Source organism: Paenibacillus sp. P46E (assembly GCF_001909095.1).
GTDB classification, from domain to species: Bacteria; Bacillota; Bacilli; order Paenibacillales; family Paenibacillaceae; genus Paenibacillus_AQ; species Paenibacillus_AQ helianthi.
The window spans coordinates 279,057-305,881 of the sequence record NZ_LVYZ01000002.1; the positions used below are offsets into that span (position 1 = coordinate 279,057).

Below are 26,825 nucleotides of genomic sequence, written 5' to 3' on the forward strand. Positions count from 1 at the left end.
CGCTGCTTGGCGTTCTTCTTTTCAAGTATCAAAAAATAACACTCCTACTTGCCGGAGACCGCCGCCGAGCCTTCCCAGACGCCATGCTGCTGGTCCTTACCCATATACTCAATTCGTGTCGGCTTCAGCTCCAGGATCACATAGTTGGGGTCATCCGGACCCTTGAACCATTTTTCCAGCTCTTTGTTCCATACTTTGGACCGCAGGCCTTCATCCTTGGTGATGGCAACGGTGGCCTCAATTTCAAGCACATCTTTGCCGCCGCCCTGTTCATATCCAAGCAGCAGAAAAGCATTCGGATTATCCCCAAGCTCCTCTACCTTATGCGTTTGGCGGTTGGTTGCCAAATAAATGTGAAGCCCGTCATGAAATACCGCCATATAACGAACCTTAGGTTTGTTGCCAGCTTCTATCGTACCGAAGGACCCGAACTTGTTGTCATCCAGCACCTTGATGATCGTCTGCTCCAGCTCTCTGTTATCCATTGACGAAACAGCCCCTTTCTATTCATGTGAATATAAGTTTATATATCCACGTCCTCAGTTTGGATTTATGATAAAACCGTTGCTTATTATAGTGTACCCGTTCAGAGGGTATTGAATCCCGCGTCCAGCCATAACCTCATTACAGAAGGAGCTTCCCTACTTGAAAAAATTAATCTGGATTGGCTGCCTCTCCTACTTTGTTATCGGACTAGCCCATGTGGTTCTGGGCTCAATTCTTCCCGTTCTGCTGCAGCATTATGACCGTAATTACAGCGCTGGCGGCGAGCTGATCTTCAGCCAATTTGCCGGATTCCTGGCCGGTGTGCTAATCTCGCCGCTGCTGAACCGCCGTTTCGGCAAACGGGGCGGTCTGCTGATCGCCACCGGCCTGCTGCTGTGTGTGGAAACCGCTTATGCCTTTCTCCCGCCATGGGGCTGGATGTATGTCATCGCCATGGCCGCAGGCTTTGGCTTCGGCATGATTGAAGCCGTCATCGGAACAATCATTATAGCAGCTGTCACAGAAGGAACCGCAGTGGCCATGAGCCGGCTGGAGGTGCTGTTCGGCGTAGGCGCGCTCGCGATGCCGCTGGTTGCAAGCCCGCTAATTGCAGCCGGCGCCTGGAGACTGGCCTTCCTGATCGTCGCGGTCTTTGCGCTGATCTCTCTGCTGTTCTGGGCCAAGGGCGGGTTCGGCCGCCTGCAGAGCGTTCTCGACGAACGCCCCCCGCGCAAGGAACGGGGGGCTGAGCGCCTGCGTTCAAGAAAGCTGCCCTATAAAGGCAGGCAGTGGATACTCCTCAGCTTGTTCATAGCTTTCTTCTTTCTCTATGTGGGTACGGAGATGAGCCTCGTCAACTTCATGCCGGCGATCTTCATAGCCAAACTCGGCATGAGTGATGCTTCGGCGGCCCTAACGGTCACCTTCTTCTGGCTGGCGATGTCTGCGGGACGGCTGTACGCCGGGGTTCTAGCCGAGCGGATCTCCTATCGGAGATATGTGCTGGCCAGCTGCTTCGCTACTGTGCTGCTGCTGGCGATCTTCCCGTTCGCGGCGCAGCGCGTAGCTGCTTTTGCTGTACTGGCGCTGCTCGGTCTATGCATGTCAGGCATCTTCTCCATAGCGCTCGTCTTCTCCAGCAAGCTGCTGCCCGGAGCCGAGGAATCCACCCCCAGCATTATGATCGCTTCCGGCGGAATCGGCGGCGCGGTGCTGCCGCTTGCCACCGGCTGGTCCATGGATCATCTGCAGATCGCCCAGACCTCGGGACTGCTGGCCGCTTGTGCCGCCGTGCTGTTCCTCCTTAGCGTGGCAGCCTGGAAAATAGGGTAATATAGTTCGTGTAATTATCCTTCGTGCAAGGGTGGGACCTATCTCATGTCTGAACTTATCCCTGTTGCTTCTGAACCAACACTTCATACGGCCCTGCTGCAGTTCATCTTCCCCTTTTCCGTAAAAGAAGGTGAGGATATGAAGCTGATCGAACATCTGACAAATGAAGGGTTCACCCGGTTTTTTCTTGACAACAAAGAACTGGAGAACGCTTATTACGGCGAAGGCTACTGTGTTTCCCATGAAAAGATGGAGCGGAGCTACCTTCCGTTTGCTGCCCATGTGCTGTTTCCCCGCGAGAAGGACAAGGATTCCTTCCGCCGCTTTTCCCGGGCCAACCATTTGCCCTGCAGGATGGAGATGCCCGGACAATCTGTTCATTTTCAAGTGCTCTCGACGGATGTATTTGTCTGCCCTTTTGATCTCGGATTCCTGACGATTAGAATCAGCATTGGGGACAAGCATCTCCCCTTCAGCACCGTCCTTGAGTTCGCCGACCGTTTCCGGACGCTGGAGGATGTATCTTTTCAGGACAAACTAACCTCCATCCACTGTCATGACCGTTCCTTTGATCAGGTGGAGGATTTTGTGTTCAGGAATGTAGTGGGCGGACTGGAGCCTTTTCTCGACCCTTCGGAAATCAATGGCGCCTATTTCGAAACTTTGCCGTTCTTTGTGGATGAGAGAATGCTGGTTCAGGCTTTTTACGGGTTTGACCGGCAGGAGGACAAGGAAAATGAGATTAGCGCGGAGCTGCTGTACCGCGCTTCCCAGCTGGATGGTATGACCCTGGAAGGCAAGCCATACATCAGCGCCAGCGATCCCGGGTATATTCGGGAGTATTGCGGGGAGCACGGTTATAGCCGCTGGGGGCCCGACACCTATTACATGACGAATGAGCAGACGTTCTGCTGCCTGAGCCGGGCTGAATCCGGGGTAGCCACCAAGCTTATTAATCAGATGTATGGAGAATATTATTACGGGCTCCTGCTGAGCATATTTCATAAAATCGTTCTGCTGAAGCTGGCCAATATCCACTCCCGGCTGCGCATTAACCACGATGTGGATGAAATCGAGAACCTGATCTTTATGATCAACAAGTTCTCGGCCAAATTTTATTTTCTGGAGCTCATTTCGCAGTCCCAGGGCCGGGAGATTTTTTTCCAGCTGCGCAAGGTCTACGGGAATGACGCCCTGTTCGATGAGGTCAAAATGACCTTGAATGACCTGTTTCAATACCAGGAGAAATTCCAGGCTAAACGGCGGGACACGCTGCTGATGATCCTGACGGTGTTCACCGTGGTGAGCGGTATTTATGGCATGAATCAGGTGATCGAGGACCTTAAAGGCAAGATTGACTGGAGCAAAATGCTGGAGTACTCCCCATTTGAATATCTGGCGCTGTTCGTTGCATTTACGGGGATTGCTGTCAGTATCGGCCTGAGCCTGAAGCAGTTGTGGAACGGAATCCGCAGCCGCCGCAGAAAAAGAAAAAGAGTTCAGGGATATGACTGACAAACCTATAAAAAAGAGAACCCGCTGAGCTACAGCAGGTTCTCCAATTCCCGGCAGGCTTCCGCATACGCAAGCGCAAGCGTGGGTAACAGCAGCGCCGCCCGTTCATATTCTCCGCTTCTGGCGTGCCGTTCAATGCCCGCGCATACATGGGCGAAGTACTGTGCTCCCAGCCCCAGGCTGCCGGATTTCAGACTGTGGGCCACCGCAGCAATCTCGGAAAGATCCCCTGCTGTAGCCGCCGCCTGCAGGGCGGTCAACCGCAGCGGTGTATCGTTCTTGAACATGTCCACAAGCACACGAAGAAGCTCAGGCTCTTCCTCCCCGTCCATTTCCCGGATGCCGGATACCGTATCCGCATTCAGCACCGGAATATACGGTTCAGGACCGAACCACCGGTCCAGAAGCTGCTTCAGCTTATCCAGATTCAGCGGCTTCACCGCCCAGTCGTCCAGCCCTGCATGGAAAAATGCTTCCCGGCTCTCTTCCGATCCATCGCCGGTTACACCAATAATGGGAATTCTGGATCTGGCCCCGGCGGATTCCAGCTGGCGGATGGTCCGGACCACCTCGCTCCCATTCATACCCGGCAGCCGGCTATCTATCAGGATAAGCCCGAACTCTCTCCGCTGCCACGCTTCTACAGCTTCATTTCCGTTGTCAGCGAGTTCCACATCTGTAATGCCCAATTTCTTCAGCTGCAGCAGCAACAGCGTACTGTTCAGTCCATTATCTTCAGCAACCAGCACCGGCATTGTGCTGAAGCGGGCCTCCGGTACAAAAGCCTGAGGTGAATTCAGGGTTTCCTGCGGTTCAGCAGTCTTCTCCAGGGCAATCTCAAACCGGAAGGTTGAGCCCTGGCCAGGCGCACTGTCCACCCCGATTGACCCGCCCATCAGCTCCACCATCGACTTGCAAATGGATAAGCCCAAGCCCGTTCCCTCCGTAGCCATCTCCGGCCCGCGGCTGACTTGAGAATACGGCCGGAACAGCTTCGCTTGATCCTTCAGCGGGATGCCGATGCCCTCGTCCCTGACTTCGAAGTACAGCCGCTGATGCGTGTCATCCTCGCCAGCCAATCCCACGGTCACCTCGACTACCCCGTTTCGTGTGAACTTAATGCCATTCCCCAACAAATTAATGAGTATCTGAAGAATTTTGGACGAGTCCCCGCTCAGCGTACTCCTCACACGGCCTGCAACCTGCCATTTCAGAATATTCCCGCGCTTCGCGGCGGCCGGAGAGAGCAGACTCGCCGCATGTTCAAGCAGATTGCGTATACTCAGCGGAGAATTTTGCAGTTCCATTCTACTCGCTTCAATCTTGGAGATATCCAGCAGATTATTGATCATTTGCAGCAGATATTGGGCCGATTCCCGGATGACCCCCAGCTGAACCCGCTGCTCATCCGTCGCCCCCCCAGCCTCCAGCAGCTCGGTCATTCCCAAAATGCCGTTCATCGGCGTACGTATTTCGTGGCTTACTGTAACCAGGAACAGGCTTTTCGCCCGGTTGGCCCGTTCCGCCTCTTCCTTCATCGCCTTAAGCCTGGCACTGTTCTTGGCGAGCAGCCGGTGCATCGTAATTAATTCATTGTTCATCGCGGAGAATTCTGCCAAGGCCTGTTCTTCTCTTTGCTGTCCCTGAATCACCTGATTAGAGAGCGTCTCAATGGTCTCCCTCAGTTTCCGGATCTCTTGCTCATGGTCGGTCATTTCCCTCTCCCGCCTTCTATGTCAATTCTCCCGGAGTATCCCTTCGGGTATAAGACGCCCCGCTACCTCCAGCGCTCCCTTAGCATCGGGGGCATAGCCGTCGGCACCCACTTTGCGCCACAGCTCCCTGTCTATATTAAACGGCATTCCGCCGACCATAATCTTAATGTGGTTCAGTTCGGTATGCGTACGGATCGACGCGATCAGATGCTGAACCTCCGATACGTGAAAAGTCATGGTGATGGAGATGGCCAGCAGGTCAGCAGGCTGCTCCTTCAGATACCGGATTAAACCCTCTGTAGGCATATTAGAGCCCAAATAATAGGTGTTCCAGCCCTCCATTTCGAAGAAATCTGCTAGCATCCGCAGTCCGATCTCATGCAGTTCCTGGCCGACTCCGACCGCCACCATCGTTTTTTTTCCTTCCTGAGCCTGAATCCACCGCGGATACAGCTGCGAAATAATACTCTGGGTACAAGCTGTACAGTAATGCTCCTGAGCTACAGTAATGGAACCCAATTGCCATAAACGGCCAATCTCGTACTGACTGTTCTGGAAAATGTGCAGATACAGATCATGAATAGGCACACCTTCATCATGCAGCCCCAGCACAAATTCCGAAGCCTTGCGGCGTTCACTGTTCAGAAGCAGCTTCAGGTACTTCTCTGCCTCGCGGTAATAGGGTTTGTCCGGTTGAAGAAAAGGCTGCACACTCTGCTCTTCGAGCGTATGGTGAATTCCCATATCCAGATAGCTCAGAATCAGCTCTTTCTCCGGTGTCCCAACCTGTGAGCCTATAGCTTCCTTCATCAGCCCCAGATTGATCTGCAGATCCTTACCCGTGATTTTGTACTGTGCCAGCAGCACCTTCAGCCAGACAATATAATTAATAAATAAAAGTGGACTGTCCAGCGCCACACTTTGCGCCAAATACCGTAAATGATATAGTGAATCCTGTTTGGTTCTTGCCATTCCGGAAGGGCCGAATCTGTGCCGTAACTCGGGCTGGCGTTCATACTGACGTAAAGTGACTTCTTCAGCCAACTGTTCCGCTAGCACCTTCAGCCGTTCTCCGGCATTTTGCTGATCAGTGAGCATAGGGTCACTCCTTTTCCGAAACATAATTGTAAAGTATTAATCTTATTATATAACATATGGTAAGTCTACCCGGCGTGCCTGGCAGTGCCTGGGCGGATTGCTGGAATCCGGGGCCACTACTGGACAACCCCGAAGGGGACCGCTATAATACAGCGTAAGAACATAGCAACACCCATAACTTCATAGTACCAGGGGGGCTGGAATTGGCCGGCTGAGAGTGTATCCCACATAGATACTGACCCTTATACCTGATCTGGATAATGCCAGCGTAGGAATCACCACCCGCATTCAGCCGTTTTGGCTAAGCGGCCACCTAACGCAATTGCTGGCGTCCCGATCTTCGGGGCGCTTTTTTTGGTATGGACATCATCAGAGTTCGGAAGACTGGGTTAGCTGGAAGGAGAGAAGAATAGAAATGGGAGTCAAAAAAGCACTAATGCTCTGCATCAGCTGCATACTGGTCATCGTCATGGCCGGGTGCGGCAGCAATACAGCCAATTCCGGTGGGAATAGCGCCGCTCCAGCCGGGGACAGCACCGCCGCGCCGGAAGCAACCGCGGCAGGAACGGACGCGCCTAAGGAACTGACCAAGATTAAGGTCGCGCTGGACTGGACGCCGAATACGAACCATACCGGCCTCTATGCAGCCAAAGAGCTTGGTTATTACAAGGAGGAAGGCCTGGATGTAGAAATTGTACAGCCGGGTGCGGCAGGAGCCGACACGATGGTCACCTCAGGCGAAGCCGCTTTTGGCATCAGTGCCCAGGAGGCGCTCACTCTGGCCCGTCTGCAGGATGTGCCGCTCGTCTCCATCGCCGCCATCATCCAGCATAATACCTCGGGGTTTGCCGCCCCGAAGGACCGCAATATCAAGACACCGAAAGATTTCGAAGGCAAAACCTACGGCGGGTGGGGCTCCCCGGCTGAAGAAGCTGCCATGAAGGCGATCATGGACCCTCAAGGCGGCGATGTTAAAAAGGTAAAGCTGGTCAATATCGGCGAAGCTGATTTCTTCACCGCCGTGAAACGCGACATCGATTTTGCCTGGATATTCTACGCCTGGACCGGTATTGAAGCCGAGCTGCGCGGTGAGCCGCTGGACATGCTGTATTTGAAGGATTACGCCCCTCAGTTGGATTACTACACCCCGGTCCTGACCACGAGCGAGAAGGAAATCGCTGAGCATCCGGAGCTGGTAAAGGCGTTCCTTGCAGCTACCTCCAAAGGCTATCAATATGCGATCGACAAGCCGGAAGAAGCTGCCGCCATCCTCTCGAAGGCTGTGCCGGATCTGGATCCCAAGCTCGTCCTGGCCAGTCAGAAATGGCTTAGCCCGAAATATACGGACGATGCCTCCAGATGGGGAGAGCAGAAAGCCGAGGTCTGGAAGAATTACGCCGACTGGATGTACAGTCTGAAGCTGCTGGACAAACCACTGGATACCGCTTCAGCGTTCACGAATGAATTTCTTCCTGAGAGCAAGTAATGTTACACCTGCAAATTGTACGCATACCCAACCTGAAAGGATCTGATTGATATGGCAAACACTCTGCTCAGCATTCAAGTCATTCCTAAAACTCCGAATAACGAGGATTCTATTCCTTATGTGGATAAGGCCATTGAGGTCATCCAGCAATCCGGCGTCAAGCACCAGGTGAATCCGCTCGAAACTACGATGGAAGGCGAACTCACCGATTTGCTTGAGGTGGTACGCCAAATGCATGAAGCACTGATCGCAGCGGGCAGCCCCAGCGTCATCTCGCAAATTAAGATCGCCCATAACCCCAGCGGAATCAGCATGGATAAGCTGACGGAAAAATACCGGCCGTGAGATCGTACTGGAACCAAATCTGGCCGCCCCTTGTGGCGGTCATCTTTTTTCTGGGTGTATGGCAATTAGCCGTTTCCGTACTTCATGTCCCTTCCTGGATGCTGCCAAGCCCCGGTGATATCGCCCGCGAATCCCGGGGTAACGCTTCCGGCATCTGGGCGCATACGGCTGCAACGCTGCGGCTGACCTTGATCGGCTTCCCGATCGGTACAGGTGTGGGCCTGATTGTAGCTCTATTGCTGCATTTGGTGCCCTGGCTGAAAAGAGCGCTGTATCCGCTGCTGATTCTCAGCCAGAATGTGCCCTCCATTGCCCTCGGGCCGCTGCTGATTATCTGGTTCGGGTTCGGACTGCTGCCCAAAATCGTACTCATCACACTCGTCTGCTTCTTCCCGGTTGCCGTCGCCGCCATGGGCGGGCTGGCCCAAAGCGACCGGATCATGATGAACTATATGAAAATGGCCGGGGCCAGCAAGTGGCATATCTTCTCCAAGCTGGAGCTGCCCGGTTCTCTGCCCGCCCTGTTCTCCGGTCTTAAAATCTCCGCGACCTATGCTGTAATGGGTGCTGTGGTTGCCGAGTGGATCGGCGCAGACAAGGGCATTGGCTATTACATGCTGCTGCAGAAGGCCTCCTACCGCACAGACCGGATGTTTGTTGCCATCGTAATTATTGTTCTTCTTAGTCTGGTGCTGTTTGCCCTGATCGCACTTCTCGAGAAATGGCTGGTACGCTGGAAGCCGCGCAAGACCTCCTGATGCAGGCTATGCACACTTTACAGAATTGTCCCACCTACACTTCCCGGAAAGGGGATGAATGATTTGACAGCAGGCTATCCCAACTCGAACACCAGGGAACAGGTTTCCTTTGGGCACTTGCCCGAAACTCAAGCCTCGCCTACCGCGCTGAACGTAAACGGCGTATCCAAGGCCTTCTTCTACCGCGGCCGCGAGACCCGTGTGCTCGACAATGTATCTCTAACGGTTGAGCCCCAGGAATTCGTCTCGATTGTCGGCCCTTCCGGCTGCGGCAAAAGCACCTTGTTCCACATCATCGGGGGCCTGGAGCTGCCTGATGCCGGAACGGTAAGCATGGGCGGTAAGATCGTCACCGGGCAGCGCGGAGAGATCAGCTATATGCCTCAGCAGCCTGCACTGTTCCCGTGGCGTACCATCGAAGACAATGTCCTGCTCGCCGGTGAGCTGAAGGGCGAACCCAAGGCCGAAGCACGGGCAGCCGCCCGCCACTGGCTGGACAAGGTCGGTCTGGGCGGGTTCGAACGCGCCTACCCGCATATGCTGTCGGGCGGTATGCAGCAGCGGGCAGCCTTCCTGCGTGCGCTGCTCGCACCGCAGGAGCTGATGCTGCTGGACGAGCCGTTCAGTGCGCTCGATGCGCTGACCCGTGAGCAGATGCAGCACTGGCTGCTGGAGCTGTGGGAAGAAAACCGCCGTTCGGTATTATTCATTACCCATAATATCGAGGAAGCACTCCTTCTCTCCAGCCGTATTTATGTTTTCTCGGGACGGCCCGGCTCCGTCCTACATATCGTTGATGTCCCTTTCCCGCGTCCGCGGCGCGGGGAAATAACCGACTCTCTGGAATTTCTGCAGCTCAGACGCGAGCTGTCGGAATGGATGCGCGAGGAGCAGGCCAGGACAGTCCGGTAAGCGCAGCGTTACAGGGCGCATCCACGCAGCGTACTGGGCCGCGTCCAGGTAGCTTGCCGGGCCGCATCTAGACAGCATGCCGGGCCGGGGCCGCGTCCACGCAGCAGGCCCGGTCGCATTTTATTCGCAGCACGCCCGGCCGCGTCTACGCATAGAGGCCGCATTCCATTCACAGCTTGCCCGGCTGCATCCACGCAGCATGCCGGACCAACCTGCGTTCCACCTGCTTGAAATACATTGGCTGTCTTTACTCAATTGCAACAAATAAGCCCGGCCCCCTATGAAGGGACCGGACCTATTGAGTATGTTCCGTTGAGAATTAGTGGGAAATTATACACTTATTTCTGCGCATAACAAGCATAGAGTGCGCTTTGTTGGAAAAAGTATACCTATTTCAACGCACAAGCCCATTCTAGGGCTCGTTGGCCAGAATTAAGTGTACAAAATCCCACTAAACCCTGAAAACGCTCAAATCCCGCCAGATTAAGGGTATAAATTCCACTAACCCTTTAGATTCGCCTAATGCCTGCTCCCCGTTGTTCCTTTGGCCACTCAGCCATTCAGCCACTTTTAAGAAAGTATGCCTAACAATCACAGCTGAACTTCCATCCATTTCATTCTACTGCAGCATAGCTGAGCTTCCAATTCATTCGCAGTATATCTGGACTTCAATTGAAGTACGCTTTCCTTCTACATCCAGCCCTTCTCTTCTGCCAGCCGCACGGCTTCGATCCGGCTTTTCACTTCCAGCTTATTCAGAATTTCCGATATGTAATTGCGGACGGTGCCGTAGGAAAGATGCAGCGTAGCGGCAATTTCTCCCGCACTCTGGCCGGCACCCGCCAGCTTCAGGATCTCCTGTTCCCGGGAAGACAGCGGATTCTCTTCCCGCAGGCTGCCGAAGACCAGCTCGGGAGACACTTCCCGGTGGCCGGCCATCACCCGGCGGATCGCATCCGCCAGCTTATCCACCGGCTCGTCCTTCAGCAGATAACCTTGAATACCAGCCTTCACGCCCCGTTCAAAATATCCCGGGCGGGCAAAGGTGGTCAGGATAATGATTTTGGTGGCGCAGCCCTTAGCTTTCAGCGTTTCCGCGACCTCCAGCCCGCTTTTATAAGGCATCTCTATGTCCATCAGGCATACATCCGGCTGAAGCCGTTCAATCACTGCAAGCGCCTCTGCTCCGTCTCCGGCTTCCCCCGCCACTTCAATATCGTCCTCCAGATCCAGCAGCGAAGCCATGGCCCCGCGCAGCAGGCGCTGATCTTCGGCAATCACGATGCGTATCATGCGGTCACTCCATCCTTTCTTTCCTTGACTACTCTCGGGACAACTGCCGTCAAGACAGCCCCCCGCTCTGCTCCCGAACGCAGCGTAATCGATCCATCAATCAGTGACAGCCGTTCGGCCATCCCTTTGATCCCGTTGCCTTCGCTCCGCCCCCGGCCTTCCGGATCCCGGCTATGCAGACCAACCCCATTATCTTCAATGGTAATCTGGACGTCCCCCTCTGCCATGGCAATGGCAATCCGGCACCAGTCTGCTTCACTGTGCTTCACAATATTAGTTACTGCTTCCTTGATGCAGAGACTCAGAATATTCTGCGTCAGGTCGGATACACCCTCCAGCACCGTGTCCCCCTCGATCTCCAGGATAATCTCTGCAGTGCGCAGCATCTCCCCAACTTCAGCCAGCTCCTCAGCCACGGATATGGCACGCATCTCCGATACCAGCTCACGAACCTGGCGCAGCGCAGCGCGTGATATCCGCTGGATTTCTCTCGCTTCCGCCTGTGTACGGACGGCATCCTTGGCCGCAAGCTTTTCCACCAGTTGGCTCTTGAGGGTAATCAGCGACAGCGTATGCCCCAGCGTATCATGCAGATCCCGGGCGATCCGCATCCGTTCCTCACGTTTGACCAGCTCCTTGATGACCTCATTCGCCTGATCCAGCTCCTTTTCGAGCATTCTCTTGCGGTACAGTGAGCGGATACCAAACGGGGAGACCAGCATAATAATCATGAAAGGGTACAGGAACAGCAGATCCCCTATAGGCATCCCCCAGGTAGCCATGATTAACGGGACAAGCACCATAGCTGCAAAAGCAGAATAAGCCATTTTGAAGTGTCTTTTCTCCGTGTACCAGCCGATAAAATTCGACGTAAAGAAGCCCATAAACAGATCATAGGGCGTATAAGCTACACTCAGAATCACAATAATCAGCACCTGCAGAGCCAGCCACAGGGTAAAATCTCTGCCGGTGACCCAATAGAGCTGACGGTAGGTCACGGCGAACAAGGCCAGCATTACTGCACCCAGCACCAGCTTGATTCCATGCTCCTCCTGCAGGTTGATGATTGGAAACAATAAGTACAGAAGCCACATATAAGGGAAAAAGCCGATTCTTTGCGGAAACATCCGGAACTGCCTGCGCGTCATTATGAATTACACCGCTTCCTGTTTTTTTCGGATATAAACCGATAGTATCATAAAGACCGCCAGATATCCGAGCAAAATCAGAATGCTTCCCCACTGCGGAGGATTCCCTGCAACGATTCTCCAGGCCCCCTCCCCAAAATGATAGGAAGGCAACCAGTGACCAATCCGCTGCATCAGCTTCGGCATAATATCAAGCGGCATCCACATGCCTCCGGCAACCGCCAGCCCCATATAGAGCACATTGCTGACACCGCTTGCCGTATCGACACGCTTCATGAAACCTACCAGCGTACCGAGGGCCAGAAAAGGCATGGAGCCCGCCAGAATCCACAGTCCGCTCAGCAGCCATTGTCCAGCCGTCAGTGATACGCCGTTCATCAAATACCCAGCGAGAAAAATGCAGAGTACCGAGAACAGATGCATGAGGGTCTGTCCGAACATTTTACCTGTGAAATATACCGAAGACGGCAGCGGGGTGATACGGATAAATGTGCTCCAGCCCTGGGTCCGCTCCTGGACCAACCGGATGCCCATAGTCATAATCGAGGAACCCATTACACTGAAAGCGGCCATGGACATCAGGTAATGCGCCTGCCACTCCGAGGCATCATCGGGCCCCGTGTTCACTACTCTTGTAAAGATAAAGTAAAACATGATCGGCATCAGCAAGGACCAGAATACATAATAGGGATTGCGGAAAATCCGCAGCATCTCCGCTTTGCACTGCACAGCAACAAGTCTCATCATTTCGTATCTTCCTCCCTGTTCATGGTTAACTGCTCGAATGCTTCGTCAAGGCTTCCCTGGTGAATACGCACATCCCTCACGGCAAGTCCGCCGGTAAAAATCCCCCGGAGTGCCTCGTCCGTATTCTCTGTGGTCACATAGATCCGGCCGTCTTTGTCGTAGCAATCTTCAACAAAAGGCAGTTCCAGCAGTTGCCCGCGCAGCTGTGCGGCATTCCCGGCCGGAAGGAAGGATAGCGACTGCTTAACCATTCTTGCCTTGATCTCTTCCGGACTGCCGTCCGCTACGATAGTCCCTTGACTGAACAACAGAATCCGGTCGGCAATATCCTCAGCTTCCTGCAGATAATGGGTCGTGAACAATATTGTTGTGCCCCGGGCGGCCAGCTCCCTCACGGTGTCCCAGAAGTGCCGCCGGGCCGTGGTATCCAGCCCAACCGTCGGTTCGTCCAGGAACAGCAGCTGCGGGTTTCCCGCCAACGCCAGCGCAAAGGAGAGACTGCGCTTTTGGCCGCCGGAGAGCTTCTCTGCATAGCGGTTCAGATCCGCAGGAGCCAGCCCTGTTGCCCCCAACAGAAAGTCCATATCCATCGGCTGCGGATAATAGCTGCGGATCAGGGCGATAATCTCACGGACCTTAAGCCGGTCCATTACGCTCACCTCCTGCAGCATAGCCCCGCTGCGCTCCCGCACCCTCACATCCCGGGGAGAGCTTCCAAATACCTTAATCGTTCCTTCTGTGGGTTCCAGCAGCCCAAGCAGCATCGATATCATCGTTGTTTTTCCTGCTCCGTTTGGTCCAAGGACCGCTGTAATGGACCCCTTGCCGATGGTAAAGCTGATACCGTCGACCGCTTTTTTATCATTGAAGGCTTTACTGACGCCGTTCATTTCAATCACGTGATTCATGTCTGATTCCTCCATCACCTAATGTCTTTGCCGTACTTCCATAGTAATCAATAACAGAAGAGGACATCAGTATGGACTGTCATTTTTTCCGGGTGACAATTGTCATCCGGCTTAGCGCAAGCACAGCACCATCTGTCTGCTTCACCGGGCAAGCCAAAGAGCCCCCGCCAACGTGAAGCGTTGACAGGAGGCTCTTTGGCTTTGACCCTATGGAATTGGCAGGCTTCAGGCCATCCCGGCCTATTTCTGCATGAACCCTTTTTGCAGCAAAAACTCCTTCATCTGCAGCCGGGAGGGCTGGGCTAGACGCCCTGCCATCATCTCGGACCAAGGCGTATCCTTCTGCCCTCCGGTCCGTTCACGCATGTAATCCCGCGTTATTTCATCATACACTTTAACCTGTTCTACCGACGTTTCAGCCTGATAGCCATTATGATGCAGCACCGCCTGGAGCGGAAGACGCGGACGGATACCGTTCACTCCGGCGGGATACCCCAGGCACATGCCGAAGACCGGATAGACCAGCTCGGGCAGTCCCAGCAGTTCAGACACCTCTGCAATATGATTGCGGATTCCGCCGATATAGACAATGCCAAGACCAAGCGACTCGGCGGCAACCGCCGCATTCTGGGCGGCCAGCGCTACGTCGACGGTGGCTACGATCAGGTTCTCGGTGGAATCCTCGTAAGATTCGGCCCCCTGCAGATAAGGTCCGCTGATCTCCCGCAGGCGGTACAGATCGGCGCACCACACCAGGAACACCGGGCACTGCTCAATGTAAGCCTGGCCGCCGGACAGCTTGGACAGCTGGGCTTGGAGGGCTGGCTCGGTCACTGCAATGACTGTGTAAGCCTGGACACTGCTGGAGGTTGAGGCCATCTGGGCCGCTCCGATGATGGCCGCCAGCTGCCCGTCACTGACCGGCTTGTCCAAAAACTGGCGGACAGAGGTATGCCGGTTCAGCAGCTCCAGTGTTTCGTTATTGGGTTTCATGATCTTTCCCCTCACTTTTTTCTAGTTATATAAGCATTATGAACACAAATAAAGCCACAAACAACAGGCACAGCTGCGCTCTACCACCCGCTCCCCCGCTTCACCTCCTGGACAATGGCCTTGACCCCCTCATCAATCTGATCCAGCCGGGCGCGTGAAATGCTGATGCGCAGGAACTTTTCCCGATTCCGGTACCCGGACAGATAGAATCCATTGCCGGATACGACCCGGATCTTCCGCTCCCCCAGCCGTTTGACCAGACGCTCCAGATTCACTGTTCCCGGCACCTTGAATTGCATATACATGCCGGAGCTTTCAGCAGACACCTCAATCAAATCTTCCGTATTGTGCTGCCGGAGGGCCTCATACATGGCATGAATCCTTTCGGCGTACAGGGCTTCTATTTTGTGCCTGTGATGCTCGTACATGCCATTCTTGATGTATACCTCAAGCGCGGCCTGGGACAACAACGAAGTGTCTGTGTAGCCTTTATAGGCGCGGAAGGTTTCCAGCAGCGGTTCAGGCACCACAGCCGCACCCAGCCGGAGACCCGGAAAAATGATTTTGGAGAAGCTTTTCAAATAAACCACATGAGCCGTCTGGTCATACGCATAGATTGGATCAAACCGCCGCTCCGCCCCAAGGTCCGCCATGTAATCATCCTCGATGATGTATACATCGTATTTGCCCGCTAACCCGGCGATGGCTCTCCGTTCCTCTGCACTGTATGAGGTTCCGAGCGGATTATGATATCTGGGCATGGTATAAAAGAATTTGATTCGCCCGCCTCTGAACCTCTCCTCCAGCTCCTGCAGATCTATCCCTGCCGCTGAACGGGCGATTCCGCTCACCGTGATCCCTTCCGCCTCCAAATACCGCAGGTATATATCATAGCCCGGCTGTTCAACCAATATTTCCGTCCTGCCGTTAGGGAACGGCATCCTGGCCAGAATCTCCAGCGCCTGCTGGATACCCGAAGTGATCAGGATGCGTTCCATTTTGGCAAAAACCTGATACTCTGCCAGATGAGACACCAGCGTATGGCGCAGCGTCTCCAGCCCCAGCGAATCTCCATAGGTGAACAAATGATACTTGTACCGGTCAATCGCCTTGTTGAGGCAGTGCTGGAAATCCAAATACGGAAATACGTTCAGATCGGGCGAGGCCGAGGCATAATCGATCTCCCCACTGCTGCCGGAAGCGGCCGGTTCCTCCGTCCTGTCCACCATGTAATATCCGCTCTGCGGAATGGAATAAATCATGTGTGATCTCTCCAGCTCCCCATACGCCCGAAGAATCGTGCTGACACTGCACCCATAGAACTCTGCGGCACTACGGACAGAAGGCAGCTTTTGCCCGGGGCTGAACTGTCCTCCCTTGATGCCCTTCTCCATTTGGGATAAAACTGCATGAAACTTTTTCATGGCACGCCTCCCTTCACTTTTTTATTTAGTATACAGTTAACTGTACCGGTACAGTAGTGAAAAACGGGTATTGTTGACCTGCGGATTTCCCTTTAATTTTAAAGTAACAGATAAGACGTTTCGGCGATCCTGTCCTGTTCACGAAAGGGAGATGCACTCATGCAGCAAAACGGACTCAAGCTGGCTTATACCTTTGCCGTGCTTAACGCAGTCATCATCGGATTCTCATTCTTCTTCACCAAAGTGGCGCTCGGCCATGCCGGACCGCTCGACACGTTAACCTACCGCTTCGCCGCTTCATTTGCAGTGATGTCGATCCCCGTCGCCTTCGGCTGGGTCAAAATATCCTACCGCGGCAAGCCGGTTCTCAAGGCGCTGCTGCTGGCAGCCATGTACCCGCTTGGATTTTTCACCCTTCAAGTATTCGGACTCCAGCACGCGACCTCTGCCGAGGGAGGGATTCTCTATTCGTTTACTCCGGTCGTGACAATGATCATCGCCTCGATATTCTTGAAGGAGACCACAACCCTTCTCCAAAAGCTATGTATCTTCCTGTCTGTATTCGGCGTTGTGTTTATCTTTATCATGAAAGGGGGCAGCCTTCATCTGTCCAACATGACCGGGATCGTACTGCTGTTCCTGACCTGCCTGGCCTTTGCCGGGTACAGCGTGCTGGCACGTTCGCTCTCCAGCCACTTCAGCCCCGCTGAACTCAGCTACCTGATGATGGGGATTGGCTTCGCCGCCTTCCTGATCACTTCGCTCACCGGACATGTAGCCAGCGGAACCCTGGGCGACTTCCTTCAGCCGCTCCAGAGCGGCACCTTTATCTTGTCTGCTGTGTACTTGGGCGTTATCGCATCACTCGTCACCACCCTGACATCAACCTATATCTTGTCCAAAATAGAAGCCTCCCTCATGAGCGTGTTCACCAATCTCTCGACCATCGTCTCCATCGGTGCCGGAGCTGTCCTTCTCGGGGAGGACATTACAGTGTATCACTGGATTGGATCGCTGCTGATTATCGCAGGGGTCATTGGCACAAACTGGCTGGGCCGTAAAAAGGCAAAAGCCAGCGCCCAGGCTGCTCTGCCCAAGCCACTAAGTACATCCAGCAGGTAATGCGTCAGCGTCCCTGGGTGGCGGGGCACCTACAACGGCATTCCTGCCGTTGTTTCCGGGCAATCCGGCCCGCGGCGCTCCTACAACGGCATTTCTGCCGTTGTTTCCGGGCAATCCGGCCCACGGCGCTCCTACAACGGCATTTCTGCCGTTGTTTCCGGGCAGACGGGCCCGCGGCGCTCCTACAACGGCATTCCTGCCGTTGTTTCCGGGCAATCCGGCCCACGGCGCTCCTACAACGGCATTTCTGCCGTTGTTTCCGGGCAGACGGGCCCGCGGCTCTCCTACAAAGGCATTCCTGCCGTTGTTTTCGGGCAATCCAGCCCGCGGCGCTCCTACAACGGCATTCCTGCCGTTGTTTCCGGGCAATCCGGCCCGCGGCTCTCCTACAACATCAACAAAAAGAATCGCCAGCGTTTAACGCTAAGCGATTCTTTTACGTTCAGCCGCAGGAGCTTTCCACTTGGGGCCGTGTCTTTACAGTGTCTTTACAGCTTCACCCGCTGCAACCGCAGCGCATTCAGGACAACCGAGACCGAACTGAATGCCATTGCCGCACCGGCCAGCCATGGGGCCAGGAAACCCAGCGCGGCGACCGGGATGCCAATCGTATTATAGGCAAGTGCCCAGAACAAATTCTGCTTGATATTCCGCATCGTTCTGCGGCTCATCATGACCGCATCGGGTATGCTCATCAGGTCACCGCGCATCAATGTGATGTCTGCCGCTTCCATCGCCACATCGGTACCGGTGCCGATGGCCATCCCGGTGTCCGCTGTCGCCAGGGCAGGAGCATCGTTGATGCCGTCGCCGACCATGGCTACCTTGACTCCGCCGCTTTGCAGTCTGCGGATCTCGGCGGCCTTGCCCTCCGGAAGCACCTCGGCCAGCACCGTACGGATGCCGGCCTGCCCGGCGATGGCCTGTGCCGTAATCTTGTTATCCCCGGTAATCATCACCACTTCAATGCCCATTTCATGCAGCTTGGCTACCGCAGCCCGCGAGGTTTCCTTGATGGTATCGGCCACCGCTACTACTCCGGCGATCACACCGTCTACGGATACGAGCATTGCGGTCTTGCCTTCCTGCTCCAGCTTCGTCATAAGCGTTGTCCATTGACCAGGGTCCACGCCGCCTTCCTCCATCATCCTGCGGGTGCCTACACTTACGGTCTGTCCGTCGACCACTGCGGTAATTCCGCGTCCCGGTACAGCCTGGAACTGTCCGGCTTCAGGCAATTCCAGGCCTCTGGCAGCAGCACCGGCGACGATGGCATCCGCCAGCGGGTGCTCCGAGAGCTTTTCCGCAGCTGCCGTAAGAGCAAGCAGGCGGTTCTCGGCGTTTTCCCTGCCATGCGCGGCGATGCCTGTAGTTGTAAGGATATCCGTCAATACAGGCTTGCCGCTTGTAACGGTACCCGTCTTATCCAGCACCACAACCTGAATCCCCTGCGCGGCTTCCAGATGCTCGCCGCCCTTGAACAGAATGCCGAATTCAGCTGCGCGGCCTGATCCAGCCATAATCGAGGTAGGTGTAGCCAGACCCAGCGCACATGGACAGGCAATAACCAGCACGGCAATAGCCTTCTCGAGCGCCTCAGCGAACTGGCCGGGAGCGCCCCAGACATACCAGATCACAAAGGTCAGCGCCGCAATCGCCACGACAATCGGCACAAAAATGCCGGATATCACATCAGCGATCCGCTGGATCGGCGCCTTGGAGCCCTGGGCCTCTTCAACCACTTTAATAATTTGCGCCAGCGCGGTATCACGGCCTACCTTACGGGCCTTGATCCGCAGCATGCCGTTTTTGTTCAGTGTAGCTCCGATTACACTGTCTCCCGGCTTCTTCTCCACCGGAATGCTCTCACCGGTCAGCATGGATTCATCCACAGAGGACAGACCTTCAATAACCTCTCCATCCACAGGAACCTTCGTTCCAGGCTTCACGAGAACCAGGTCTCCCGGAATCACTTCCTCTACCGGGATGCTCAGCTCTGCACCGTCACGCACCACCAGTGCGGTCTTGGCCTGCAGGCCCATCAGACTGCGGATCGCATCGGAGGAACGTCCTTTTGCCAGGGCTTCGAACCATTTGCCGACCAGAATTAGCGTAATCAGAATCGCGCTGGTCTCGTAGTACATATCCACGGAATGACTCATTCCGCTCATACTCAGGGAATCGATCGTCAGATACAGACTGTAGAAATAGGCCGCCGAGGTGCCCAGCACTACCAGTACATCCATATTAGCGCTGCCGTTCTTCAGCGCCTTATAGGCACTGATATAGAATTGCCAGCCAATGATGAACTGAACCGGCGTAGCCAGCACCAGCTGGAACCAGGGATTCATCAGCAGCTCCGGTGTCCAGATCCAGTCTGTAAAGGTAAAGTGACCTGCCATTGCCCATAGCAGCGGAAATGAGAGAATGGCAGAAATCATCCACTTATTCCGCTTGCGCACAATCTCCTGCCCGCGCTGGTCGGCTTGTTCCTTGCGATCCTGCTTCAAGGTTGCCTTGTAGCCAATGCTGCTTACCTTCTCCATAATGTCGGATACACCAACGTTCCCCGGCGCATACTCCACATGCGCCGTTTCCAGCGCCAGATTCACGTTCACGGCTGCAATACCCGGCATGCGTCCCAGCACTTTCTCAATCCGTGCCGAACAAGCCGCGCAGGTCATGCCTGAGATATCGAAATCCGCTGACTCCTTGCGGGTATCATAGCCAAGCGAGCGGATCTTCTCCTCGATTTGCGGCACTCCCGCAACCGCAGGATCAAATCCCACGGTTGCCTGCTCCAGCGCCAGATTCACATTGGCCTTGGATACCCCCTCCATACGGGAGAGCCCCTTCTCAATCCGTGCCGCGCAAGCAGAACAGGTCATTCCCGTAATCTGCAGCGTGGTCTGCTGCAGGGCGGATTCAGCTGTCTTCTCCATTTATTCGCACCCCCATACCCCCAAGGGGTATAATATTTTGTAAAAGAAAAGGCATTGGCGCCTCTGAAATCTCAAGGATTCCCCGCTCCAAGCCTTTATATGCTGCAGCTTCCCATTAGACTACATCGTAGCCCTGATCCTCAATTGCCGCCTTAATGGTGCTAAGGCTCACTTTGTTCTCATCATAATCAACGGCTACCGTCTTAGCCTGCAAATCCACTTTCGCCGCGGCACCTACACCGCTTACCGCCTTCTCTACGGCACTGACACAATGACCGCAAGACATTCCTTCTACATTCAATGTTGCATTAGACATTATAAACCCTCCTAAAAGTTTTATGGAGCACTACTACTTGAACTTTCTACGCAATAAAACTCGCTTCGAAAGCACACGCTTAGTTTTGTTAGCCTATACTTCCTGAATTCATTTCGTACAAAACCCGCTTCGAGAAGCACAGACTTCGTGTGGCCGGTCTAGCTTCCTTGCCTTATTTCATCAGCTTGTTGACCGTGATCAGCAGCTCGTCAATAACCTCATGTTCCCCGGCCTCGATCCGCTCAATAATACAGCTCTTCATATGCCCTTCAAGCAGCAGCTTACCGACACTGTTCAGTGCCGCCTGGACCGCCGCCAGCTGGTTGAGCACATCATCGCAGTAAGTATCCCGCTCGATCATGCCTTTGACGCCGCGGATCTGACCTTCGATCCGGTTGAGCCGGGTGGTAAGCCCGCTCTTGAATTCCGCTGAATGATGACTTTTGCGTACACCGGGAGCAGAAGGATGACAATCATCTCCACAGGAATGCTCCGCGTGCTCCTTCTCATTAGTAGACACAGGAATCAGCCTCCTCAACTACAATATAATATACCCCCCATGGGTATGTCAACACCCTGAAGCTGATTTTCTCACTTTCCCGAACAACCACTACATTTGTCATGATTTAGCAGGATTTCCTTTGCTGAAAGCGAATGTATAACTCAGAGACTCCTTTGAATCCGTCTGGTGAAATTTCTATAATTCCCTGGCGCAGGTACACTCAATCACGAACGCAGAGGAGGGGCAGCGTTGTTCAAACGCATAACCGGCAGCTTCTTACTGAACAAAGGACACTTGTACTCCTTTATTATATGCTTGACCGGTCTGGGCTTATTTGTTATTTATAGTGAAGGTTCCCTGCAGCATTTCTCGTCCTCCTTATGGGGCTGGGTTACCGCCATGGCAGGTGCCGCAGTGATTCTGACCCTCTTTACCTTTCAGCTCCCTCCACAGGGGAACGGGCTGTCGCTCGACTCCTCTGTTTATTTGGCGTGCATTTTTGTCTTTGGCCCCTCGTTCACACTTATGGTACTGCTGCTGAGCTCCCTGGTGCTGATGTTCTTTGAATGGGGCAGCACAGCATGGTGGAAGCATCTCAACAATTTTGCCGTATACTGCATTATGATAACTTCCGCTTCCTATGTTTTCGCTGCGCTGGGGGCCGTGCACGGACCGCTGCTTAGCAGTCGCCTGGAGGCCTATGTAAGTGCTATGGCCATATATTTTATCCTGAACACACTGCTGATCGGCTTCTATTATTACGTTGTTTTTCACAAAAATCTGTACGACACGCTCAAAGGAATGCTGACGGACACCATCCTGGCCTATTCCTGTACATTGGTGCTGTCCCTGGTCTTGACAATTCTGCTATATCACAACCAAATGGTCGGACTTGGACTGTTCCTCTGTCTTAGCATTCTCATCTCCTATTCCTTCAAGCGGCTGTTCAGCATGTACCGTGATATTGAGGAACGCTCCAACCGCGACCCCCGGACAGGACTGTTCAACCACAGTTATTTTGAACTTGCGCTGGAAGAGGAAATGCGAAGCTCGCAGGCTAGCGGCACAGCACTCTCCCTGGCGATGATCGATATCGATGATTTCAAAAAGTACAATGATCATTTCGGCCATCTCAAGGGCGACGGGCTGATCGTTTTTTTGGCAGAACTGCTGAAGCGTGAGACGCAGGATACGAGGATTATTGTTTCCCGGTATGGCGGGGAGGAATTCACTCTGCTGATGCCGGACTATGATGCCACAACAGCCAGAAACTTCATGGAATCCCTGCGCAAAACCCTCAACCATTCCCGGTTTGAAGGCAGTGAAATTTTCCCTCAGGGCTGTCTGGCCTTCTCTGCCGGCATCGCCGCGTACCAGCCGGATGTCCATTTCAAGTCAGAGCTTGTGGACCATGCCGACCAGGCGCTCTATTATGCCAAAAAACAAGGGAAGAACCTCGTTCATATCTATGGCAGCCAGTCGCCGCTGGAGCAGGATATCGATTTCAGCCAGGATGTGCGGGATATTGAGCAGCAGCTGAACCTGTTCATGTACAAGGATCTGGAGACCTTCAAGCATTCGAAGCGCGTCTTCCGCTATGCGATGGACATCAGCGAACTGCTGAATCTCGACCCCCTCACCAAACGGCAGTTTACATTGGGCGCACTGATTCACGACATCGGTAAGCTGGAGATCCCCTGGGGCATCCTGAATAAAAAAGACAAGCTGGCGCCCGAAGAATGGGAAATGGTCAAATGGCATGTCACCTGGGGCCGGGAAATGGCGTTAACGAACGATAAATTCAAGGAACTCGCCCCCTACATCGAGCTGCATCATGAACGCTACGACGGCAAGGGTTACCCTTACGGCTTCAAATATGAAGAAATCCCCCGGCTGTGCCGGATGCTGACCATCATCGACTCCTTCGACGCCATGACTACCGAACGGCCGTACCAGCCGACGAAGTCGTTCCAAGAAGCCATTGTGGAGCTTCGTGCCTGTGCCGGCAGCCAATTTGACCCCGAGCTGACGGAGCTGTTCATCCAATACATTCAAAAACAAGACCCCTGCGGAAGTGAAACAGCGATCTATATAAGTTGAACTATATTTGAAATTGTTGTAATTAATCGTCCTCGCTTTTGGAATACTTAGTTCTAACTGCCGTTCTTGTACAAGGGCGGCGGTTATTTGTTTTGTCTGATTTTAAACCTGGGCAAGGGATTATTCAGTTTAAAATTTAGTAAAATAACGCTTGCTACCCTATTCAAATTTGACTATAATAAGGCTCACGAAACTTTTTCAAAAGGAGTCTGCAAAATATGAATAGTAAAGAAAGCAACCTGAAGCTTGTAGTTGTCGGCTTGCTGCTGGGCATTCTAATGTCCGCAATGGACAATACCATCGTAGCTTCGGCTATGGGCACCATCGTTTCCGACCTTGGAGGGCTCGATAAAATTGTCTGGGTAACCTCGGCTTATATGGTCATGGTTATGGCCGGAACACCCATTTTCGGCAAGCTGTCCGATATGTACGGCCGGAAACGGTTTTTCATCTTTGGCCTGATCGTATTTCTGGCGGGGTCTGCGCTGTGCGGAACAGCAACGAGCATCACTCAGCTCAGTATATACCGGGCGATTCAGGGGATTGGCGGCGGTGCGCTTATGCCGATCGCCTTCACCATAATGTTTGATATCTTTCCCCCGGAGAAAAGAGGCAAGCTGACCGGACTCTTCGGTGCCGTCTTCGGAATTTCCAGCGTGGTTGGGCCTCTCCTCGGGGCTTATATTACCGACTATGTAGGCTGGCAGTGGGTGTTCTATATCAACCTGCCGATTGGGGTTGTCGCTTTTATTCTGATCACCTTATCCTACAAGGAATCCGTTTCCCATTCCAAGCAGCGCATAGACTGGGGCGGCGCCTTCACGCTTGTAGGTGCTGTTATCTGCCTGATGTTTGCCCTGGAGCTGGGCGGCAATCAATATGCCTGGGATTCCGCTGAGATTCTCGGCTTGTTCGCCGGCTTCGCCGTACTGCTTATTGCCTTTCTGTTTATTGAACGGCAGGCGCCTGAGGCGGTCATTTCCTTCGCCATGTTCCGTAACCGCCTGTTTGCGACAAGCAGTCTATTGGGATTGTTCTACGGCTCGGCCTTCATCGTTGCCACAGTATACATTCCGATTTATGTACAAGGGGTATACGGAGGCTCGGCTACGAACTCCGGGCTGATTCTCATGCCCATGATGATCGGCACGGTAATCGGCAGCCAGGCCGGAGGTCTGCTCACTACGAAGACCAGCTTCCGCAACATCATGCTGTTATCCGCGGTGTGCTTCGTGGCCGGAGTGTTCTCCTTAAGCACGCTGACCCCGGATACTTCCAGACTGCTGCTCAATGTGTTTATGGCATTGACCGGCTTTGGCGTAGGGTTCTCCTTCTCAGTGCTCAGCATGTCCTCGATTCATCATTTCGACATGCGCCAGCGCGGCTCCGCCACTTCGACCAGCACCTTTATGCGTTCGCTGGGCATGACGCTCGGCATTACCATCTTCGGAATTATTCAGCGCAACAGCTTCACTAGCGAGCTAAGCAATGCCTTCGGTGCGGGTGCGAATACTTCGTCATTCGGCGATCCCCGGGCAGCCCTGACTCCTGAAGCCAGAGCCCAGATTCCTGCCCCTGTGCTGGAGAAGATCTCGAGTGCACTATCCGGCTCGATTTCCCATACCTTTATGTGGGCGCTGGTACCGGCTGTGCTGGGATTTGTTTTTGTTCTCCTGATGCCGGGTGACCGCCTTAAGGTTCACAGCAAAAAACAGCAGCCGGCCGATAATCAGGGTTAAGCCGTCATGTCCATGAAGATGGTGATTCTAGGCCTGCTGCTGGAACGGGATATGCACCCCTATGAGATTAAGCTGGTAATGAAAGAACGGACCATGGACCAGATGATGAAGCTGCAGATGGGGTCTTTATACTATGCCGTAGACAAACTGGTCCAAGAAAGACATATTGAAGCTGTTGAGGTGATTCACAGCAGTGACCGTCCGGACAAGACCATCTACCGTATTACCGATAAGGGTAAGGTCCTGTTCGAGCAGTTGATTCTGCAGCAGATCAAAAAAACCGACTTGGTCTACCATCCGCTCTACACTGCGCTTGCGTTCTCTCGCCATATTGATCAGAGTAAGGTCGAGAAGCTGCTGGAAGAGCGGATTCGTGAAACTGAACATCAGGTGAATTTTGCCTATCAGGTATATGAGGAGCATATTGCCATCGTTCCACGTTCGGCGCTTCATGCGATGTATGGCAAATATGAGCACAGTCTTATCGAGCTGAAATGGCTGAAACGCCTCTTCGCGGATGTATCCGAACGGAAAATGAGTGATATTGGCACACCGCTTGATCTATAAGACGGGCTCACAATTACACCGCAACGACTCTCAAGTGAAATGGCAGTTTCAAAAGAGGCCCCCGGGCCTCTTTCCTGTTTACAGGGCCTTGAATCCGTGTATTAATGAGCAAACTGCCAGAAAGCGGGCAGAATGTCGATCCGATCCTTATGGAGGATTTGAACCTGGAGAAGCAGGAGGAAAAAGATAAGGAAAGCACCAAACATCGTTCCTCCAGTGACAGAAAGTACCATACCGGATTCTAAAGAGGTACAATATCCTCGAAGCTGCCATTTTATCATTACGGAGGGATCTTCTTGCTGAGAACATTGCCACTGAACAAACGCGGAATCCCGGCCAGCCGCATTGCCCTCGGGTGCATGGGGCTGGGCGGAGACTGGGATCACGAACCGATTACAGCAGAGCATGTGAAGCAGGGCCACGAAGCGGTAGAGGCCGCGCTGGATATCGGGATCAACTTTTTTGACCATGCGGATATTTACACCCGTGGAAAAGCCGAGAAGGTATTCGGACAGATTTTCAAGGATCGTCCGGGTCTGCGGGAAGAGATCATTCTGCAATCCAAATGCGGAATCAAGCTGATGGAGCCGGGAGACCTCTCCAATGTCTTCGATTTCTCCAAAGAGCATATCCTGAGCAGTGTCGATGGAACCCTTAACCGCCTGGGAACCGAGTATATTGATATCCTGCTGCTCCACCGGCCTGATCCGCTGATGGACCCCGAGGAAGTTGCCGAAGCGCTGCACCAGCTCAAAGCAGCCGGAAAGGTCCGCCACTTCGGGGTCTCCAATATGAGCGCAGCCCAGATCAAGCTGCTTCAGTCCTATTGCGATGAACCCTTCATCGTCAACCAGCTGCATATGAGCCTGGCCAAAATCAGCTGGGTGGATGCCGTGATCAGCGTCAACCGGGAGCCCTGGAAAGATATCACCTTCCCCGAGGGCACCATCGAGCACTGCCGCGCTGAGAACATCCAGCTTCAGGCCTGGGGGCCGCTGGCTCAGGGAATGTTCAGCGGCCGCCCTCTGGAAGGGCAGCCGGAGAATATCGTGAACACCGCCGCCAGGGTCAAAGCGCTGGCTGAAGAGAAGAATACTACCCCCGAGGCGATCGTGCTCTCGTGGCTGATGAGTCATCCGGCTGCAATCCAGCCGGTCATTGGAACGGTGAATCCGCAGCGGATCGCCGCCTGCAGAGATGCGGACCAACTGGAGCTGTCCCGCAGGGAGTGGTATGACCTGTATATCAGCTCACGCGGCCAGAAGCTGCCTTAATGTCAAACATGTCTGCTGACAGCGGTGATGCACCCTTACCTTGCAAGTAATAGACCACCCTATGGTGATTGGGTAACGTCCTAAATCTGAACATGTTCCAAGA

Annotated in this window: 25 protein-coding genes and 1 riboswitch; of the genes, 13 read left to right on the plus strand and 12 right to left on the minus strand. The window is 53.9% G+C overall.

What is annotated here, in order from left to right:
- Positions 1–44 precede the first annotated feature (44 nt).
- Positions 45–485, minus strand: coding sequence for a pyridoxamine 5'-phosphate oxidase family protein (locus A3849_RS02505; RefSeq protein ID WP_074110014.1), 441 nt, complete (start codon positions 483–485; stop codon positions 45–47).
- Positions 486–645: 160 nt separating this feature from the next.
- Between A3849_RS02505 and A3849_RS02510 the strand changes: the two genes are divergently transcribed.
- Together A3849_RS02510 and A3849_RS02515 are read left to right on the plus strand one after the other, a co-directional pair.
- A complete protein-coding gene (locus A3849_RS02510; protein ID WP_074110015.1) occupies positions 646–1,818 on the plus strand; it encodes an MFS transporter in 1,173 nt (390 codons plus the stop codon).
- 45 nt (positions 1,819–1,863) lie between these two features.
- The gene (locus tag A3849_RS02515; RefSeq protein WP_074110016.1) at positions 1,864–3,333 is read left to right on the plus strand and encodes a hypothetical protein; all 1,470 of its coding nucleotides are present in this window, start codon (positions 1,864–1,866) and stop codon (positions 3,331–3,333) included.
- Positions 3,334–3,362: 29 nt separating this feature from the next.
- On the opposite strand, the gene A3849_RS02520 is transcribed toward A3849_RS02515, so the two are convergent.
- Both A3849_RS02520 and A3849_RS02525 read right to left on the minus strand, forming a co-directional pair.
- Positions 3,363–5,048: an ATP-binding protein gene (locus A3849_RS02520; protein WP_074110017.1), complete on the minus strand. Its 1,686-nt coding sequence runs from the start codon at positions 5,046–5,048 to the stop codon at positions 3,363–3,365.
- 21 nt (positions 5,049–5,069) lie between these two features.
- A complete protein-coding gene (locus A3849_RS02525; protein WP_074110018.1) occupies positions 5,070–6,146 on the minus strand; it encodes a cobalamin-dependent protein in 1,077 nt (358 codons plus the stop codon).
- A gap of 180 nt (positions 6,147–6,326) precedes the next feature.
- Positions 6,327–6,438: riboswitch (TPP riboswitch) on the plus strand.
- Between the two features lie 123 nt (positions 6,439–6,561).
- Here A3849_RS02525 and A3849_RS02530 point away from each other — a divergent pair.
- From A3849_RS02530 to A3849_RS02545, 4 genes are read left to right on the plus strand one after another with little or no spacing between them, the layout of a single operon-like run.
- Complete coding sequence (locus tag A3849_RS02530; protein ID WP_074110019.1) at positions 6,562–7,632, plus strand: ABC transporter substrate-binding protein; 1,071 nt, start codon at positions 6,562–6,564, stop codon at positions 7,630–7,632.
- Positions 7,633–7,683: 51 nt separating this feature from the next.
- Entirely contained in the window at positions 7,684–7,977 is a 294-nt protein-coding gene (locus A3849_RS02535; protein WP_074110020.1) for a thiamine-binding protein, read from the plus strand.
- Complete coding sequence (locus tag A3849_RS02540) at positions 7,974–8,735, plus strand: ABC transporter permease (RefSeq protein ID WP_074110021.1); 762 nt, start codon at positions 7,974–7,976, stop codon at positions 8,733–8,735. Before A3849_RS02535 ends, A3849_RS02540 begins: the two co-directional genes overlap by 4 nt.
- Before the next feature lie 54 nt (positions 8,736–8,789).
- Positions 8,790–9,647: an ABC transporter ATP-binding protein gene (locus A3849_RS02545; protein WP_083613336.1), complete on the plus strand. Its 858-nt coding sequence runs from the start codon at positions 8,790–8,792 to the stop codon at positions 9,645–9,647.
- 690 nt (positions 9,648–10,337) lie between these two features.
- On the opposite strand, the gene A3849_RS02550 is transcribed toward A3849_RS02545, so the two are convergent.
- From A3849_RS02550 to A3849_RS02575, 6 genes are all read right to left on the minus strand, one after another.
- The gene (locus tag A3849_RS02550; protein WP_074086670.1) at positions 10,338–10,940 is read right to left on the minus strand and encodes a response regulator transcription factor; all 603 of its coding nucleotides are present in this window, start codon (positions 10,938–10,940) and stop codon (positions 10,338–10,340) included.
- On the minus strand, positions 10,937–12,067 hold the full coding sequence (locus tag A3849_RS02555; RefSeq protein ID WP_256700621.1) for a sensor histidine kinase: 1,131 nt from the start codon (positions 12,065–12,067) through the stop codon (positions 10,937–10,939). Before A3849_RS02555 ends, A3849_RS02550 begins: the two co-directional genes overlap by 4 nt.
- A 27-nt stretch (positions 12,068–12,094) precedes the next feature.
- Complete coding sequence (locus tag A3849_RS02560) at positions 12,095–12,832, minus strand: ABC transporter permease (protein WP_074110067.1); 738 nt, start codon at positions 12,830–12,832, stop codon at positions 12,095–12,097.
- Positions 12,832–13,743 (minus strand): ABC transporter ATP-binding protein, encoded by a 912-nt coding sequence (locus tag A3849_RS02565; RefSeq protein ID WP_074110023.1) that lies wholly within the window; start codon positions 13,741–13,743, stop codon positions 12,832–12,834. Before A3849_RS02565 ends, A3849_RS02560 begins: the two co-directional genes overlap by 1 nt.
- Before the next feature lie 240 nt (positions 13,744–13,983).
- Complete coding sequence (gene nfsA, locus A3849_RS02570) at positions 13,984–14,736, minus strand: oxygen-insensitive NADPH nitroreductase (RefSeq protein ID WP_074110024.1); 753 nt, start codon at positions 14,734–14,736, stop codon at positions 13,984–13,986.
- An 80-nt stretch (positions 14,737–14,816) separates the two neighbouring features.
- Positions 14,817–16,160 (minus strand): aminotransferase-like domain-containing protein, encoded by a 1,344-nt coding sequence (locus A3849_RS02575; protein WP_074110025.1) that lies wholly within the window; start codon positions 16,158–16,160, stop codon positions 14,817–14,819.
- A 159-nt stretch (positions 16,161–16,319) separates the two neighbouring features.
- Here A3849_RS02575 and A3849_RS02580 point away from each other — a divergent pair, with 159 nt between their 5' ends.
- Complete coding sequence (locus A3849_RS02580) at positions 16,320–17,282, plus strand: DMT family transporter (RefSeq protein WP_074110026.1); 963 nt, start codon at positions 16,320–16,322, stop codon at positions 17,280–17,282.
- A 49-nt stretch (positions 17,283–17,331) separates the two neighbouring features.
- On the plus strand, positions 17,332–17,703 hold the full coding sequence (locus tag A3849_RS32670; RefSeq protein ID WP_178382583.1) for a hypothetical protein: 372 nt from the start codon (positions 17,332–17,334) through the stop codon (positions 17,701–17,703).
- 67 nt (positions 17,704–17,770) lie between these two features.
- On the opposite strand, the gene A3849_RS02590 is transcribed toward A3849_RS32670, so the two are convergent.
- The 3 genes from A3849_RS02590 to A3849_RS02600 form a co-directional block, all read right to left on the minus strand.
- Complete coding sequence (locus A3849_RS02590; protein WP_074110027.1) at positions 17,771–20,224, minus strand: heavy metal translocating P-type ATPase; 2,454 nt, start codon at positions 20,222–20,224, stop codon at positions 17,771–17,773.
- Between the two features lie 115 nt (positions 20,225–20,339).
- Entirely contained in the window at positions 20,340–20,540 is a 201-nt protein-coding gene (locus A3849_RS02595; protein WP_074110028.1) for a copper ion binding protein, read from the minus strand.
- Between the two features lie 172 nt (positions 20,541–20,712).
- A complete protein-coding gene (locus A3849_RS02600; protein WP_083612279.1) occupies positions 20,713–21,066 on the minus strand; it encodes a metal-sensitive transcriptional regulator in 354 nt (117 codons plus the stop codon).
- A gap of 225 nt (positions 21,067–21,291) precedes the next feature.
- Here A3849_RS02600 and A3849_RS02605 point away from each other — a divergent pair, with 225 nt between their 5' ends.
- From A3849_RS02605 to A3849_RS02620, 5 genes are all read left to right on the plus strand, one after another.
- Entirely contained in the window at positions 21,292–23,142 is a 1,851-nt protein-coding gene (locus tag A3849_RS02605; RefSeq protein WP_074110029.1) for a bifunctional diguanylate cyclase/phosphohydrolase, read from the plus strand.
- Between the two features lie 218 nt (positions 23,143–23,360).
- Entirely contained in the window at positions 23,361–24,881 is a 1,521-nt protein-coding gene (locus A3849_RS02610) for an MDR family MFS transporter (protein ID WP_074110030.1), read from the plus strand.
- 6 nt (positions 24,882–24,887) lie between these two features.
- Positions 24,888–25,448: a PadR family transcriptional regulator gene (locus tag A3849_RS02615; RefSeq protein WP_074110031.1), complete on the plus strand. Its 561-nt coding sequence runs from the start codon at positions 24,888–24,890 to the stop codon at positions 25,446–25,448.
- 104 nt (positions 25,449–25,552) lie between these two features.
- Positions 25,553–25,693: a hypothetical protein gene (locus A3849_RS32675; RefSeq protein WP_178382574.1), complete on the plus strand. Its 141-nt coding sequence runs from the start codon at positions 25,553–25,555 to the stop codon at positions 25,691–25,693.
- A gap of 51 nt (positions 25,694–25,744) precedes the next feature.
- Positions 25,745–26,722: an aldo/keto reductase gene (locus tag A3849_RS02620; protein WP_074110032.1), complete on the plus strand. Its 978-nt coding sequence runs from the start codon at positions 25,745–25,747 to the stop codon at positions 26,720–26,722.
- Positions 26,723–26,825 lie beyond the last annotated feature (103 nt).

What these genes read in the sequence shown, in the direction of transcription:
- A3849_RS02505 (WP_074110014.1), bottom strand. Translation starts at nt 485, where the DNA reads ATGGATAACAGAGAGCTGGAGCAGACGATCATCAAGGTGCTGGATGAC.
- A3849_RS02515 (WP_074110016.1), top strand. Translation starts at nt 1,864, where the DNA reads ATGTCTGAACTTATCCCTGTTGCTTCTGAACCAACACTTCATACGGCC.
- A3849_RS02520 (WP_074110017.1), bottom strand. Translation starts at nt 5,048, where the DNA reads ATGACCGACCATGAGCAAGAGATCCGGAAACTGAGGGAGACCATTGAG.
- A3849_RS02525 (WP_074110018.1), bottom strand. Translation starts at nt 6,146, where the DNA reads ATGCTCACTGATCAGCAAAATGCCGGAGAACGGCTGAAGGTGCTAGCG.
- A3849_RS02530 (WP_074110019.1), top strand. Translation starts at nt 6,562, where the DNA reads ATGGGAGTCAAAAAAGCACTAATGCTCTGCATCAGCTGCATACTGGTC.
- A3849_RS02535 (WP_074110020.1), top strand. Translation starts at nt 7,684, where the DNA reads ATGGCAAACACTCTGCTCAGCATTCAAGTCATTCCTAAAACTCCGAAT.
- A3849_RS02545 (WP_083613336.1), top strand. Translation starts at nt 8,790, where the DNA reads ATGAATGATTTGACAGCAGGCTATCCCAACTCGAACACCAGGGAACAG.
- A3849_RS02550 (WP_074086670.1), bottom strand. Translation starts at nt 10,940, where the DNA reads ATGATACGCATCGTGATTGCCGAAGATCAGCGCCTGCTGCGCGGGGCC.
- A3849_RS02555 (WP_256700621.1), bottom strand. Translation starts at nt 12,067, where the DNA reads ATGTTTCCGCAAAGAATCGGCTTTTTCCCTTATATGTGGCTTCTGTAC.
- A3849_RS02560 (WP_074110067.1), bottom strand. Translation starts at nt 12,832, where the DNA reads ATGAGACTTGTTGCTGTGCAGTGCAAAGCGGAGATGCTGCGGATTTTC.
- A3849_RS02565 (WP_074110023.1), bottom strand. Translation starts at nt 13,743, where the DNA reads ATGAATCACGTGATTGAAATGAACGGCGTCAGTAAAGCCTTCAATGAT.
- nfsA (WP_074110024.1), bottom strand. Translation starts at nt 14,736, where the DNA reads ATGAAACCCAATAACGAAACACTGGAGCTGCTGAACCGGCATACCTCT.
- A3849_RS02575 (WP_074110025.1), bottom strand. Translation starts at nt 16,160, where the DNA reads ATGAAAAAGTTTCATGCAGTTTTATCCCAAATGGAGAAGGGCATCAAG.
- A3849_RS02580 (WP_074110026.1), top strand. Translation starts at nt 16,320, where the DNA reads ATGCAGCAAAACGGACTCAAGCTGGCTTATACCTTTGCCGTGCTTAAC.
- A3849_RS02590 (WP_074110027.1), bottom strand. Translation starts at nt 20,224, where the DNA reads ATGGAGAAGACAGCTGAATCCGCCCTGCAGCAGACCACGCTGCAGATT.
- A3849_RS02595 (WP_074110028.1), bottom strand. Translation starts at nt 20,540, where the DNA reads ATGTCTAATGCAACATTGAATGTAGAAGGAATGTCTTGCGGTCATTGT.
- A3849_RS02610 (WP_074110030.1), top strand. Translation starts at nt 23,361, where the DNA reads ATGAATAGTAAAGAAAGCAACCTGAAGCTTGTAGTTGTCGGCTTGCTG.
- A3849_RS02615 (WP_074110031.1), top strand. Translation starts at nt 24,888, where the DNA reads ATGTCCATGAAGATGGTGATTCTAGGCCTGCTGCTGGAACGGGATATG.
- A3849_RS32675 (WP_178382574.1), top strand. Translation starts at nt 25,553, where the DNA reads ATGAGCAAACTGCCAGAAAGCGGGCAGAATGTCGATCCGATCCTTATG.